This window comes from Flavobacterium hydrocarbonoxydans, assembly GCF_009789235.1.
Classification (GTDB): domain Bacteria; phylum Bacteroidota; class Bacteroidia; order Flavobacteriales; family Flavobacteriaceae; genus Flavobacterium; species Flavobacterium hydrocarbonoxydans.
In genome coordinates this window covers 1-14,859 of the sequence record NZ_WSTB01000008.1, presented here as the reverse complement: position 1 = coordinate 14,859, position 14,859 = coordinate 1, and the positions used below count along the sequence as shown (strand labels likewise).

The 14,859-nt window shown below is 34.8% G+C and carries 9 protein-coding genes and 2 tRNA genes; 6 read left to right on the top strand and 5 right to left on the bottom strand.

What is annotated here, in order from left to right; genetic code table 11:
- Positions 1 to 125 precede the first annotated feature (125 nt).
- Both GON26_RS14410 and GON26_RS14405 read left to right on the top strand, forming a co-directional pair.
- Complete coding sequence (locus GON26_RS14410; protein ID WP_160375483.1) at positions 126 to 920, top strand: DUF2797 domain-containing protein; 795 nt, start codon at positions 126 to 128, stop codon at positions 918 to 920.
- A 240-nt stretch (positions 921 to 1,160) separates the two neighbouring features.
- Positions 1,161 to 2,240: a glycosyltransferase family 9 protein gene (locus GON26_RS14405; RefSeq protein ID WP_160375482.1), complete on the top strand. Its 1,080-nt coding sequence runs from the start codon at positions 1,161 to 1,163 to the stop codon at positions 2,238 to 2,240.
- Between the two features lie 157 nt (positions 2,241 to 2,397).
- Here the strand turns inward: GON26_RS14405 and GON26_RS14400 are convergent, their stop codons facing one another.
- On the bottom strand, positions 2,398 to 4,995 hold the full coding sequence (locus GON26_RS14400; RefSeq protein ID WP_160375481.1) for an AsmA-like C-terminal region-containing protein: 2,598 nt from the start codon (positions 4,993 to 4,995) through the stop codon (positions 2,398 to 2,400).
- Between the two features lie 177 nt (positions 4,996 to 5,172).
- Positions 5,173 to 6,930 (bottom strand): signal peptide peptidase SppA, encoded by a 1,758-nt coding sequence (gene sppA / locus GON26_RS14395; RefSeq protein ID WP_160375480.1) that lies wholly within the window; start codon positions 6,928 to 6,930, stop codon positions 5,173 to 5,175.
- 134 nt (positions 6,931 to 7,064) lie between these two features.
- Here sppA and folK point away from each other — a divergent pair, with 134 nt between their 5' ends.
- Positions 7,065 to 8,201, top strand: coding sequence for a 2-amino-4-hydroxy-6-hydroxymethyldihydropteridine diphosphokinase (gene folK / locus GON26_RS14390; protein ID WP_160375479.1), 1,137 nt, complete (start codon positions 7,065 to 7,067; stop codon positions 8,199 to 8,201).
- Positions 8,202 to 8,282: 81 nt separating this feature from the next.
- Here the strand turns inward: folK and GON26_RS14385 are convergent, their stop codons facing one another.
- From GON26_RS14385 to GON26_RS14375, 3 genes are all read right to left on the bottom strand, one after another.
- The gene (locus GON26_RS14385) at positions 8,283 to 10,340 is read right to left on the bottom strand and encodes an Ig-like domain-containing protein (protein WP_230407941.1); all 2,058 of its coding nucleotides are present in this window, start codon (positions 10,338 to 10,340) and stop codon (positions 8,283 to 8,285) included.
- Positions 10,341 to 10,475: 135 nt separating this feature from the next.
- Positions 10,476 to 11,012 carry an RNA methyltransferase gene (locus tag GON26_RS14380; RefSeq protein ID WP_160375477.1) on the bottom strand — a complete coding sequence of 179 codons (537 nt, stop codon included), beginning with the start codon at positions 11,010 to 11,012 and terminating at the stop codon, positions 10,476 to 10,478.
- 73 nt (positions 11,013 to 11,085) lie between these two features.
- Positions 11,086 to 11,514: a DUF1573 domain-containing protein gene (locus GON26_RS14375; RefSeq protein ID WP_160375476.1), complete on the bottom strand. Its 429-nt coding sequence runs from the start codon at positions 11,512 to 11,514 to the stop codon at positions 11,086 to 11,088.
- A 157-nt stretch (positions 11,515 to 11,671) separates the two neighbouring features.
- On the opposite strand from GON26_RS14375, the gene mutS reads away from it, so the two are divergent.
- The 3 genes from mutS to GON26_RS14360 all read left to right on the top strand — a co-directional run bounded on the left by mutS (position 11,672) and on the right by GON26_RS14360 (position 14,668).
- The gene (mutS, locus tag GON26_RS14370) at positions 11,672 to 14,278 is read left to right on the top strand and encodes a DNA mismatch repair protein MutS (protein WP_160375475.1); all 2,607 of its coding nucleotides are present in this window, start codon (positions 11,672 to 11,674) and stop codon (positions 14,276 to 14,278) included.
- Between the two features lie 149 nt (positions 14,279 to 14,427).
- Positions 14,428 to 14,500 (top strand) — tRNA-Gly (locus GON26_RS14365).
- A gap of 82 nt (positions 14,501 to 14,582) precedes the next feature.
- Positions 14,583 to 14,668, top strand: a tRNA-Leu gene (locus GON26_RS14360).
- Positions 14,669 to 14,859 lie beyond the last annotated feature (191 nt).

Here is a 14,859-nt window from a genome sequence, read left to right as displayed (position 1 = left end):
TGTATCAAAAATAGTGTTTTTTTGTAAAAAACAATTTTATTTACAGCAAAGATTCTTACGTATTAATATGAATTTTTAAATTAAAAAAGAATCGAAAACCTAAACTCAACAATACTAAAATAGCAATGCAATACCAAGGCGTACTTACAAAAATGCAAACCGAAATCGGAAATCCAATTCAATATTATCTGGTTTTCGAAGACAGTTTTCTCAACATGAATCAGTTATTGAACAAAGAAATTGAAATCAATTTTGTAGGTTATCAATGTTTGAATTGCAACAAAAAGAAGAAAATTTTTCGTCAGGGTTTTTGCTACGATTGTTTTTATTCAAGCCCGGCAGTGGGCGACTGGATCATGAGACCAGAATTAAGTACTGCACATTTAGGAATTGCCGACAGAGATCTTGCTTATGAGGAGAAAGTTCAATTGCAGCCTCACGTAGTGTATTTGGCTTTGTCAAGCGAAATAAAAGTAGGGGTAACGCGCAAAACGCAGGTGCCAACACGCTGGATAGATCAGGGAGCCACACAAGCTATTGCTATTGTTGAGGTTCCGAATCGTTATTTGGCAGGAATTACAGAGGTTGCCTTAAAAGACCACTATGCTGATAAAACCAATTGGCGAAAAATGCTTCAGAATACAGCAGAGTCTTTTGATTTGATTGCTGAAAAGGCAAAAGTAGAAAGTCTGATTCCGGCTGAAGCAAAAGATTATTTTTATGCTCAAAAAGATGATTTATATCAATTGCATTATCCGGTACTGAGTTATCCTGCGAAAGTAGCCAGTTTAAATTTAGATAAAACACCTTCATTCCATGGAAAATTAATCGGGATAAAAGGGCAATATTTAATTTTTGAAAACGGAACAGTTTTTAATATTCGGGGTTCCGAAGGTTATATTGTAACAATTTCGGTTTAATTTTTTTTAACTTATATAAATAAGAAATATTTTCTAATTTACAAGGTATTTTTGTGTTTAAAGCGTTGTATTTCAGAATTATGACATGGGAATTTTATTAAATTTCATTACAATTTTATAATAATTACTTATTGATAAATTTTTATTTTAGAATCATAAAGAACCTAGATTTGAAAGTATTTGAATTCAGGTAATTTTCTAGATTAAAAATCAATTTAACTAAAGTAAATTATTTATAAAATGAGTATTTTAAACCGAATAAACGTTTTCAGACGCCGTTTGATGCGCATTTTAACTAAGAATATTGGGAAATCAAGTTCAAAGGGAAATATTGTTTTGGTGGATAAAAATGCAATCAGTCGAGTTTTGATTTGCAGGCCCAACGGCCGTTTAGGAAACTTATTACTGATTTCACCGCTTGTACAGGAAGTTTCAGAGATTTTTCCAAATAGCAAAATCGATTTGTTTGTTAAGGGAACTTTAGCACCCATTATTTTTGAGAATTACGATCACATTCATAAAGTTATACCGCTGCCCAAAAAACCTTTTGAAAATCTAATTGAATATTGTAAAGTCTGGATTTCTATCAAAAATGAACCTTATGATGTTGCTATAAATGTTGACCAGAATTCTTCATCTGGTCGATTAGCGGTTAAGTTTTCAAAAGCAAAATATAAATTTTACGGGGATTTAGAGGATCAATTTCTACCAGTAAAAAATGATTACGATCATATTGCCAAATATCCGGTTTATAATTTCCGAAACTATCTTACCAAGTGGGGGCTTCATAAAAGCAATAAAATAATTGCTCCTTTAGATCTTAAATTAGATAGTAATGAAATTGCAGAGGGCAAAAAAATATTAAAAACACTCACCAATAATGCGAAAAGAACGATATGCTTGTTTACCTATGCTACCGGTGAAAAATGTTTTTCTAAAGTTTGGTGGAATGACTTTTATTCAAAATTAAAATCCGAATATAAAGACTATAATATCATTGAAATTTTGCCTATTGAAAATGTCTCACAAATTGATTTTCAGGCACCTACATTTTATAGCAAAGACATTCGGGAAATGGGAGCCTTAATTGCTAATACCGATTTGTTCATTGGTGCCGATAGCGGAATTATGCACTTGGCGAGCTCTGTACAAACGCCTACAATTGGATTGTTTTCGGTTTCAAGTTTAAAAAAATATGAACCGTATGATAATTGCAGTATAGGTATTGATGTCAAAAAATTCCCCGCCAACGATTATTTTAAAGTAATTAACTCTTTGCTAAACAACGGAAGGTTAAAACTGTATTCAAAAGCTGTTTAAAATGAGTTTTGCGATTTATCATTAAGTTCGCAAAGGAGGTCTTTAAAAATAAACCTAAGTATTTATAAGTCCAGGGCAATGCTTTTCTTTTGAGGTTTCAGGAAAGTGCTGGCTGTTAATAAAAAAGGCCAGTCTTAATCGACTGGCCTTTCTGTTTTTATTTTTTCTTTTTAAATAAACCATTTAGGAGTTCACCTGCTTTTTTGGTGGTTTCCTGAGTGGTCGTTTCTTTAGTTGTCGCCGCAGCTTTTGTAGTGTCTTTAGATTTGGTGTTTTTATTAATCAAATCTGTTAAGGCTGAGGTTCCTTGTTTAGTCAGTTTTTCCTTTTGCTGATTAACTAATTGCGTAGTGAGGCTATTTACGGCTGCTTTAGTATCGGTAGTGATTTTTGGATTCGAAAAATTGCCTGAAATCAAGGCGTTTATCGGAATGTTTTCCAATTTAGCAGCATCAGCCGGAGACATTTTTGCAATGAAAGCATTTGCTTCTGAACCCAAATATTTGGCAGGAACATCCAGTTTTACGTTATAATTCATCGTTTGGTCAAAACCATGCGTCCCTCCAATTGTTGCTTTAATATCCTGGTATTTGATATCAAATGGTTTTACATTTACTTTTCCGTTTTCAAAAGTCAAAGCTGCTTTGATGTCATTCAGATTCAGTTTGTTAACATCAATAAATTTAATATTTGATCCTAATGACTTTAGTAAAGTCGAGTTGTTTGCATTAATAGTAGTTGATAAGAACTGTCCAAATAAATCTCCTGTAATCGATTTTAGATCCGGAGTCAGTTCTTTTGCATCTAAATTTCCGTTTAATTTAATAGTCGAATTTAGTTTTCCATTAACAATTCCAGCCAAAGGAGCAATTTTTTTCATCATTTCCAATTGCGTAAAAGTTTGTGCAATATCCACTTGGTTAAAGCCTAAATTCATAGCAAATGTAGGTACTTTTTCTTTAGTAGAAACCGTTCCGTTTACACCAATTGTTCCTCCAAAAATAGACGTTTTGAAGTTTTCAAGAGTCGCTTTTTCATCTTTTATAATTAATTTTCCAGAAACAGCTGTTAGTTTTAAATTATCATATAAAACAGTATTGGCTTTAGCGTTTAATGTACAATTCAGGAATGCTGGAATTTTCATTGCTTCACTCGGTTTAGCCTCTTTTGTTGTTGTGGCGGGCTCGCCAGAAGTCATAAAGTCATCTACAGCCAGCTGGTTCGAGCTCATATTAAAGTTTCCTCGCAACTCTTGTTTTTTAAACATAAAACCGTAGAAATTTTCTAAAATACCATTTATAGCTAAATCACTTTTTCCGGTGGTAGCATTAAATTGTTTTAGGTTGATTTTTCCCGGATCAAACTCCACCAATGCCGTACTGATGTTCATTGATTTATTGTTTTCGTCCGTATATTTAAATCCGGACAAACTCATTGTTCCGGCATTTTTAATATTTTCATATTGGCTTTTTTCTACCGAAGCCATATCAAATTGAGTGGTAACATCCGCTTTTAAAATACCGGCTAATGGTTTATCCATTTTGATAGGATAGGCTTTCGAAAGATTAGCCAGATTGATTGTTCCTTTCAAAGCGGCATTTACAAACGGATTTTCAGTAATGTTTTTAACATTCGCTTTTGCGCTGAAAACATCCTGGTCGATTTTGAAAGACAGTTTGTCCAAATTCACGTAAGTATCATTCAGTATTCCGGTTTCATTGATGATTTTGGTATCAATTACAATATTCTCAACCGATTTAGGTAAGTTAGGATACTGAAAAGATGCGTTGTGAGAAGCAATTGCAATATTAAATTTAGGAACTGTTGTATCAGTTAGTTGTCCTTTTGCAAAACCTTCAACAGTAAAATCTCCGGTAGTTTTTACACCATCTAAACCAGCTGCATAAGCCGATGGAATCAATCCTAAGAAGTTGGTGAAAGAAGAAGTAGGGGTTTTAAATTTCAAATCATAAACCTGACCTGCTTCAACCATTTGGATAAAACCGTCAAATTCTAAAGGTAATTGATTGATTAAAGCTTTGTTCTCTTTAAAAGTATATTTGCTTTGGTCTAAATCGATTCCAAGAACAGCGTCTAAAGTCAGGGATACATTTTTCATGTAATTGATTTTATCCATGTCCAAAGATACTTTCGCAGTAGATTTTGTAGTTAAATCTAATTTTGAATTCGTGAAATCTCCTGTTCCTTCGTGATTCAAGCTGTCGATTACCATTTTTATTTTTGAACCCTGATCAGTATATCTGAAAGTAAAATTCTCGATTTTATACTCTTGGATTTTTAAAGAAAGCGGTTTGCTGTTCTCGTCTTCCTTCTCTGTTTTTTCTTGGTCTTTTAATGCGATATCAAAATTCCCAACACCATCTTTATTAAAAATAATATTGATCAAACCATTTTCAGAAGTAATTCCCTGAATATTTAAAGGTTCTTCTTTTCCTTTAAATAGTTCTTTGATACTCATTTTTAAATTCAGTTCGCCTAATGAAACCAAGGTGTCTCCCTCAAAAGGGGCTTTATTAATGATGGCTAATTTTTCGATAGAAACCGTTGCATTCGGAAAGTTTTTAAACAAACTTAAATCGGCATCTGCAAAACTAACTTTTGCATCTACACTTTCGTTAATGGCTTCCACAATTTTGGCTTTTATCTGATCTTTGAAGAAATATGGAATGGCAAATAATGCGGCAATAAGCACCACAAGTATGATTCCGCTGATTTTTAAAACTTTTTTCAACATAATTTATATAGGGATTTGGGGTTTTAAATGGATTATTACTGCTTACAAAAATAACTTTTTTTGCTTGAGTTCCTAGTTAAATTTTTACAAAAAAGTAAGAAATGTATTAAATTTAGTTTAAATAAAAAACCCGTTTGAATAGATACTCAAACGGATTTTTAATGATTTTATGATATTTTACTGAATTTTTATTCCAAATGGCATCATGGCCTGAACGCCTTTTTTGTTTTGATATCGTTTAATTTGTTCAATCATCAGATAATTTTCTTCTCCAATTTCTTCTTTTATAAAAGCCTCTTTAGATTTTGCAAAAGGAAAACCGGATAATAAATCGCTAAAATTTTTCTCGTACTCAGGAAAATTTTGTGTGCTGTAGGTTTTGATTTTTGCAATTTTAGCAGCTTCTGCAATAGCATCATTCAAACCTCCGATTTTATCTACCAAACCAATTTTTAAAGCTTGAGAACCAGTCCATACTCTTCCTTGTGCAATAGCATCAACTTGAGCAAAAGTCATTTTTCGGCCTTCGGCAACATGTGTTACAAAAGTCTTGTAAATATACTCAACTCCTTCTAAAGTAAAGGCTTTAAACTTTTCGTCAACAGGCACAAACGGACTATAACTCGCTGCGTTTTCGTGTGTTTCTACCTGCTCGGTATTAATTCCTAATTTGTTAGCAAGCGGTGTAAAGTTGGGCAAAACACCAAAAACACCAATAGAACCCGTTATGGTATTACTTTCTGCAAAAATTTTGTTGGCATTACAAGCAATGTAATAGCCGCCAGAAGCTGCATAATTACCCATAGAAACCACTACTGGTTTTACTTTTTTGGTCACTTCAATTTCCCTCCAGATAAGGTCAGATGTCAGAGCACTTCCTCCTGGGCTGTCAATTCTAAGAACGATGGCTTTTACGTCATCATTTTTACGAGCTTCCTGCAATGAGCGACGCATAGAACCCTCGCCAATTACGGTAACATCTCCTTCGCCACCTGCAATTTCGCCCTGAGCGTATATAATTGCTATTTGATCGTTTGCTGTATTCGTTAAAGCTGTAGTGGTAAAATTTTGCGTATAATCCTGAATCGAAATTTTATTGTAATCATCGTCTCCAGTTACTTTTAAAGCTTTTTTGATAGCATTGTGATACACATCTTCATAGGCTACAATATCAACTAATTTTTGCGCTTTGGCCATTTCAGGAGTTCGGGCTAATAATCCGTTGGCGATTTCATTAAGTTTTGGCAGCGGAATATTTCGGCTTTTTGAAATATCACTAGAAACGGTAGCCCAAAGCGAATTGAGAAGAGCGGTCATTTGCTCTCTGTTGGCATCACTCATTTTGTTTTCTAAAAATGGCTCAACAGCACTTTTGTATTTTCCGTGACGGATTACTTCCATGTGAATGCCTGATTTGTCCTGAAAATCTTTAAAAAACATAATTTCAGACGAAAGTCCTTTGAAATCAAGGTCTCCAGCAGGATTCAGATAAACGGTATTGGCAACCGAATTTAAATAATATTCTTTTTGCGAATAACTATTGGCATAAGCCCAAACAAATTTGCCTGATTTTTTGAAGCTTTCAAGGGCATTTCTCAAATCTTTATACTGCGCCAATCCTAGAGATGATTCGTCATTTAAGATGGATATTCCTTTTATGTTATCGTCTTTTTTTGCTGCTTCGATTGCATTGATAACATCGGTTAAACCAATTTCTCCTCCACTTGAAAATTTGGTTACCCATGGATCTTTAAATTTTCCGGCGTAGTCATTTTGAATGTTTTTCAAATTCAATTCGATAACCGAATCAGATTCAACGGAAACGGTATCGTCACCGCCAAAAATAGCTCCGATGAGGATAACGCCAAAAAAGAACAACATAATAAATACAAAAATACCAATAACTGTGGCAATTACATTTCCTAGAAACTTCATAAATATATTTTTTTAATAAGTAGTCAAAACGTGTAAAACGTTACAATTCTGCATTCAGATTTTCCATCGAAAACAGACTCGTTTCACAAATATATTGTTTATTCTAAAATAGTTTTAGTTAATTTGCATTAATTATGAAATCACAGCATCAGGTCGTTTTATCAATAGGCAGTAACCAGGGAAATCGGTTAGCAAACATCGAAAGTTGTATCGATTTGATCCATCAGGAAGTGGGAACTGTAATTCAGGTTTCTAAATTGTATGAAACGCCAGCCTGGGGTTTTGAAAGCGATGCTTTTTATAATTGTGCTTTGGTTTTACACAGTTATTCATCGGCACAAAAAATACTCAATCAGGTTTTGAAAGTCGAAAAACAACTGGGAAGAATTCGTTCGGATCAGCAAGGATACCAGTCCCGAATTATAGATATTGATCTGATTGTTTTTGATGATGAAATTATCGAATCGGAGAAACTGCAAATTCCGCACCCCTTAATGCAAAACCGAAATTTTGTATTGTTGCCAATGCAGGATTTACAATTAGACTGGAAACATCCCATTTTTCAAAAAAACATATCCGAATTAATTGCTATTTCGCCAGATGACAGCGTTTGTACCGTGGTTCAAAACCTTAAGAATCCATTGCAGGAAATTCCGTTAGAAACCTTCAATTATATTGCTTTTGAAGGAAATATTGGTGCCGGAAAAACAACTTTGGCACACAAAATTGCCGAAGATTTTAATGCAAAAACTGTTTTAGAACGTTTTGCCGATAATCCTTTTTTACCCAAATTTTATAAAGATCAGAATCGTTTTGCTTTTCCTTTAGAAATGTCTTTTTTGGCCGATCGTTATCAGCAATTATCAGATGATTTGGCGCAATTTGATTTGTTTAAAGATTTTGTCGTAGCCGATTATCATATTTTTAAGTCGTTGATTTTTGCAAAAATTACGCTGGCCGAAGATGAATATCGTTTGTACCGAAACTTATTCGATATTATTTATAAAGAAATGCCAAAGCCTGATTTATACATTTACTTGTACCAAAATACAGAAAGATTGCTTCAGAATATTAAAAAACGCGGACGGAATTACGAACAAAATATTTCGGCTGAGTATTTGGATAAAATCAACAATGGCTATTTAGAATATATAAAATCCCAAACCGATTTGAATGTATTGATCATCGATGTTTCGGATCGCGATTTTGTAAAAAAACACGAAGATTATCTTTTTATCTTGAATGAAATTCAGAAGTCAATTAGAAAATGAGTCAATTAGAAAATTTTATCAGAAAAAGTCTCAATGAATAATTATCTAATTATCAAATTGACACATTATCTCATTACAAAACTATCTTTTCAAAGAGAAATGCCCTTTCATAATCGGTAAATCATTATTAACTTTTATGCTATACCAATAGTCTGAAGCGGGTAGGGGCAATTTATTAAAAGTTCCGTCCCAACTCATTCTGGAAGCATTAAGTTGTGTCAAGAATTTCCCATAGCGATCAAAAATTGTGACTTGTGCCTGCGGGAAAAACTCCATCCCGATTACTTCCCAGGAATCGTTATAATTATCATTGTTAGGCGTGAAAAATGAAGGAAAAACCAAAACAACAAAATCTTGTGTTGCGCCTAGACAACCATTTTTTTCTCTTATATAAGCCGTTTGTAATCCGCCTGGGACATTATAAAAAACATTAGAATCCTGGAAAAAGCTACCATCAACAGAATATTCAAAATAATCATTAGGATTACTTAAGTTGATTGTTACACTTCTTTCATCGACCTCAATTTTTTTAATGACAGGAATTTCATGCTGAATGACTTTTATCGTTTTTGTACTTGAACAGCTTTCCGGTGCAGGACTGGTAACAGTCACAGTAAAGGTTCCGGGAGTGCTAACCTCAATAGTTTGTGTGGTTTCGTTTGTGGACCACAAATAGGTTACGCCAGTTATTCCGGCATCTAAAATTTTAGTGCCCAGCTGGCATAAAATAACCTCTTCATTGGTAACTACTGGAGGTGTGTAGATGATTACATCTACCGGAACTCGTGTGGTGTTGATACAAATATCGTTGTAGGCTTCTGCGTAGTAAGTAGTGTTTTGAGTAATACTTGGTGTGTTAAAAACCTTACCATTAAAAACACTTGATCCTCCAGTTGGAGTTGTAAACCAATTAATGTTTCCAATATTCGAATCAGCTTCAAGAGTGACACTTCCTGCACCACATCTCGAAACTGTGGCTGATGTAACTGTTGGAGTGTTTGGCGTATAATTTACAGTAGCAACAACTGGTCTTCTGTTTATCTCGCAGCCAGCATCTACATAAAAGGTTGTAGTTGTGTTGATGGTTGGCGTTATAAAAGGCGTACTTCCAGTATGCAATAGAGCACCGCCAGTTGCCGAATCGTACCAGCTAATAGTTCCGGCTGAAGCTGTTGCGGTTAAAGTAACAGTTCCTGAATCACAAACTTTTCCTGTAGTTGTATTGGTAATGGTTGGGATTGTAATTTGGGTACTGGCTGCAATTTGTAACGGAAGTTCGCCTGGCATTCCGCCAAATTCAACAATATAACCTTTAGGCTGATAATCGCCACTCAAAGAACCAGTATCTGATAAATCGTTCCAGGAGCCCGTAATTCCAACATTTGATGTAATATGGGCATAATCTTCTTCTCCTAAATTGTTGGGTTCGCTGTTGTTCCAAAAAGTAAAACTCATGTTGGTGCCTGCTTCCGGGCCTGTAACCCATTTCCAGACGCCTTCTGTTTGGGCATCACTCCCGCCAATCCATCCTGCTCCGGTAGCTTGTTTTCCGGATAAATCAGCTTCTTCTTTTGTTAATAGTGTGGCTAAATAACCTTTAAGACCATAATAAGTAGATTCTTCGGCGGCTTTTTTTGCCTGTGTCCAGGTGATACCAATGCTTGGAACAAATAGATAATAATGTTGTGTAGAAGGAAGATAATTAGCCTGACCAATCGTAATCGAAAAAGTTCGGGTTCCTGAAGCGGTTGCTGAAGAATTAGAGAAAACAATATCTTTTATAGCGGCTTCTAAATCGGTATATGAAATATTTCCACCACTCAAATTTGTCAATTTTAATTTTCCGGTCAAAACATCCCAATTGCTTAAAACATTAGGATGAGCTGCTGGGTTTGAAAGTTCAAGTCTATCTGTGCCATTTGCGTAGCCTGATGAAATTTGAATGTACCCAGCTTCGGTTGCTGTTTCAAGAGGATCGTGGTCAATGTCAAAAGTTTCAACAATTTTTATATTTGTCTGCGGACAATAGGTTTGATTTCCGGTTGCGGAAATTTTGGGAGGATCTATAACCAAAGTTGCTTTAAAACTATTTTTTTTATTTGCTTTTAAAGTATCTTTTGAAAGTATAGTTAAATTCATTTTTAAACTTCTGTTTCTTTCATTTGCATAAAATTGACAGCAGCTTAAAACAAAAAATAAAAGTGATATTTTTATAGAAGTGATATTTTTCATTTTATAAAAGTATCAATTTTAAGATAATAAAAAAATAAATTTCTATTTAGGCCAATTCAGTTTCTGAAATAAATCCCAAACGACAATTCCGGCACTTACCGCAATGTTTAAGGAATGTTTGGTTCCCAGCTGCGGAATTTCGATACAGCCATCACAAATGGCAACGGCTTCCTGTGCAACGCCATACACTTCATTGCCAAAAATTAAAGCATATTTTTGATTTTCTTCAACAGTAAAATCCTGAAGAAAAATAGCACTTTCTACCTGTTCAATTGCCAGTGTGCGTACATTTTCTGTCTTTAAATTTTCGATCACTTCCAAAACATTTTCATGATGTTCCCAGGCAACCGTGTCGGTAGCACCCAATGCCGTTTTATGAATTTCTTTGTTGGGTGGAGTAGCAGTGATTCCACACAAAATAATTTTTTCGATCAAAAAAGCATCTGCAGTCCTAAAAACAGAACCAATATTATGCAAACTCCGAATATCATCCAGTACCAAAATTAGCGGTGTTTTTTCTGATTTTTTAAAATCTTCAATCGATTTTCGGTCTAGTTCACTATTTTCAAGTTTTCTCATTGGGTTGGATTCAATTCATAAAAAAAGCTTCCAAAGATAAGGAAGCTTTTTCAATTATTTTTTTGTTTTCAGATTAGCTTTTAACAGGATCTGGTAAAACAGTACCTTTAATAGTTAATGTTTTTGTTGGTTGACCTTCAGCATTTGAAGTTACAGTAACCGTTTTTGTAAATGCACCAACTCTGTCAGTAGCATATTTTACACCAATAATACCTTTAGCACCCGGAGCGATTGGCTCTTTTGGAGTTGTTGGTACAGTACAACCACAAGATCCTTGTGTGTTCGTAATAATTAATGGTTTTGTTCCGTTGTTTACAAAAACAAACTGACGGTTTCCGTCTGCATTGTGAGCAATAGTTCCGTAATCAATTGTTTCATTTTCGAAAACCATTCCTGCTCCTTGAACTTTAGCAGCTTTTGTAGTTGCTTTTTTTGCGCTTTGTGCATTTGAAGCCGTAACTCCAGCTACAGCCAGCATAACAAATAAAATTATTTTTTTCATCTTTTGGGATCTTTTTTTATTTATCACAAATCTATGTAAAAATCTTAAATCTCAACTTAAAATTTCCTTAAAATATTTTAATTTTTACAGCAGTTTATTATTCCTTTAAAAAAGTATAAATTCGCTGTTTCAATTTTACATTTTTAAAAACAATAATTTGGCAGCGAAAGATAAAGTGGTGAAAGAAACACCTTTGATGAAACAGTACAACGAAATCAAGAGAAAATATCCTGATGCGTGTTTGCTTTTCAGAGTTGGAGATTTTTATGAAACCTTTGGAGAAGACGCTATTAGAGCTTCAAAAATCCTTGGAATTACATTAACTAAAAGAGGTGCTGGTTCTGAAACAGAAACGGCTTTGGCGGGTTTTCCGCACCATTCTATCAATACGTATTTGCCAAAATTGGTAAAAGCCGGACTTCGTGTAGCAATTTGCGACCAGCTTGAAGATCCTAAAATGACCAAAACTATCGTGAAACGAGGCGTTACTGAGCTGGTAACTCCCGGAGTTTCATTAAACGATGAAGTTTTACAGTCTAAAACGAATAACTTTTTAGCTTCGGTTTATTTTGCCAATAAAAGTATCGGAGTTTCTTTTTTGGATGTCTCTACAGGGGAGTTTTTGACCGCTCAGGGAAATGCCGAATATATAGATAAGCTTTTGCAGAATTTTAACCCAAGTGAAGTTCTGGTTCCGAAAAACAATAAAAATGATTTTAAGGAAGCTTTTGGAGAAGATTTTCATAGTTTTTACTTAGAAGATTGGATTTACAAAGAAGATTACGCTTTAGAAACCTTGACCAAACATTTTCAGACTACTTCTTTAAAAGGTTTTGGTATCGAAGAATTAAAAGACGGTATCATTGCTTCGGGAGCAATTTTATATTATTTGTCCGAAACCCAACACAATCGCGTACAGCATATCACAGCAATTCAGCGTATCGCTGAAGATGCTTACGTTTGGATGGATCGTTTTACAATTAGAAACTTAGAATTATATCACAGTTATAACCCAAATGCGGTAACGCTTCTGGATGTTATAGATAGAACGCTTTCGCCAATGGGTGGACGTTTGTTAAAGCGTTGGCTGGCTTTGCCGCTAAAAGATGCGCATAAAATAAAAGGCCGTCACGATGTAGTTTCGTACCTGAAAACAAATCCGGAGGTTTTGCATAACATTCAATACCAAATCAAACAAATCTCAGATTTAGAGCGTTTGATTTCTAAAATTGCAACCGGAAAAGTGTCACCTCGTGAGATTGTGTATCTGAAAGAATCTCTGGATGCTATTATTCCGATAAAAACTTTGGCACTTGAAAGTCCGCAAGAAGCAGTAAAAGTGATTGGAGACAGTTTACACAGTTGCGATTTATTGCGGGAAAAAATAAAAACCACGCTTAATCAGGATGCACCGGTGGCGATTGCAAAAGGAAATGCGATTGCAAAAGGGGTTAATGAAGAATTAGACGAATTGCGCGCTATTTCTACTTCGGGCAAAGAATATTTAGAAGGAATCGAAAAAAGAGAGTCGGAGAGAACAGGAATTTCTTCTCTAAAAATCTCTTTCAACAATGTTTTCGGGTATTATATCGAAGTTCGAAACACCCACAAAGACAAAGTGCCTGCAGAATGGATTCGTAAACAAACTTTGGTAAACGCAGAGCGTTATATCACTGAAGAATTAAAAGAATACGAAACCAAAATCTTAGGCGCGGAAGAGAAAATTTATAAAATAGAATCGGAACTTTTCGAGCAGTTGGTTGCCTGGATTGCTACGTATATCAAACCGGTCCAAATGAATGCGTATTTGGTGGCACAATTGGATTGTTTGTGTTCGTTCACCCAATTGGCGGTTGAAAGCAAATATGTGTGTCCTGAAATAGATGATACTTTCGAACTTGAAATTAAAAATGGACGTCACCCTGTAATCGAAAAACAATTACCTGTAGGAACACCCTATATTGCCAATGATGTTTTTCTGGATAGAGAAACACAGCAAATTATTATGATTACGGGACCCAATATGTCGGGTAAGTCGGCAATTTTGAGACAAACGGCTTTGATTGTTTTGTTAGCTCAAATGGGAAGTTTTGTTCCGGCTGACAGTGTGAGAATGGGAATCGTAGATAAAATCTTTACCAGAGTTGGAGCTTCGGATAATATTTCGATGGGAGAATCTACTTTTATGGTCGAGATGAATGAAACGGCTTCGATTTTGAATAATATCTCCGACAGAAGTTTGGTTTTATTGGATGAAATTGGTCGTGGAACTAGTACGTATGATGGAATTTCGATTGCGTGGGCTATTGCCGAATTTTTACACGAGCATCCAGGAAGGGCAAAAACCTTATTTGCGACGCATTATCACGAATTGAACGAAATGACCGAATCGCTTCCGAGAATCCAAAATTATAACGTAGCGGTAAAAGAGTTAAAAGATACCGTTCTTTTTATCCGAAAATTGGTAAAAGGAGGAAGTGCGCATAGTTTTGGTATTCACGTGGCAAAAATGGCCGGAATGCCTCAGACGGTTATTTTGAAAGCGCAGAAACTTTTAAAGAAATTAGAAAAAAATCATTCAAGCGAAGCTTTAAATGGAATCAAATCTGCAAATGATGAAATGCAAATGAGCTTCTTTAACCTGGATGATCCTTTGTTGGAGGAAATAAAAGAAGAGATTTTAAGTCTGGATATTAATTCGATTACGCCGGTAGAAGCCCTGATGAAGCTGAATGAAATAAAAAGAATGTTGGTTCGAAAATAATTCAGTATTTAAAGTTTAGGTTATCAGAAGGTTATAAAATAAGTGTGATTTTTTTTCAAAAAAGGCTTGTTTAATTGAATAAATGTCCTAAATTTGCACTCGCATTACAGAACAAATCAGGTATTGCAGTTCTTACTAGAATATGAAACGCGAAAATAGCTCAGTTGGTAGAGCGCGACCTTGCCAAGGTCGAGGTCGCGGGTTCGAGCCCCGTTTTTCGCTCAAAGCCATATAATGCTTGAGTAGTTTGATTTAATTAACTTTTTTTAAAAATTAACTAAATAAAACATTTAAAAGTATAATTGCTCGGATGGTGAAATTGGTAGACACGCTGGACTTAAAATCCAGTGAACAGCAATGTTCGTGCGGGTTCAAGTCCCGCTCTGAGTACTAAAGCCTCTTCTTTTGAAGAGGCTTTTTTTATGAAATAAATTTGCGAAGTAAATTTATTTAGAAGAACTAAGAACTAAGAACTAAGAACTAAGAACTAAGAACTAAGAACTAAGAACTAAGAACTAAGAACTAAGAACTAAGAACTAAGAACTAAGAACTAAGAACTAAGAACTAAGAACTAAGAACTA

Coding starts and splice junctions, on each gene's coding strand:
- folK (WP_160375479.1), top strand. CDS start 7,065: ATGAAATCACAGCATCAGGTCGTTTTATCAATAGGCAGTAACCAGGGA.
- GON26_RS14380 (WP_160375477.1), bottom strand. CDS start 11,012: ATGAGAAAACTTGAAAATAGTGAACTAGACCGAAAATCGATTGAAGAT.
- GON26_RS14400 (WP_160375481.1), bottom strand. CDS start 4,995: ATGTTGAAAAAAGTTTTAAAAATCAGCGGAATCATACTTGTGGTGCTT.
- GON26_RS14410 (WP_160375483.1), top strand. CDS start 126: ATGCAATACCAAGGCGTACTTACAAAAATGCAAACCGAAATCGGAAAT.
- GON26_RS14385 (WP_230407941.1), bottom strand. CDS start 10,340: ATGAATTTAACTATACTTTCAAAAGATACTTTAAAAGCAAATAAAAAA.
- GON26_RS14405 (WP_160375482.1), top strand. CDS start 1,161: ATGAGTATTTTAAACCGAATAAACGTTTTCAGACGCCGTTTGATGCGC.
- sppA (WP_160375480.1), bottom strand. CDS start 6,930: ATGAAGTTTCTAGGAAATGTAATTGCCACAGTTATTGGTATTTTTGTA.
- GON26_RS14375 (WP_160375476.1), bottom strand. CDS start 11,514: ATGAAAAAAATAATTTTATTTGTTATGCTGGCTGTAGCTGGAGTTACG.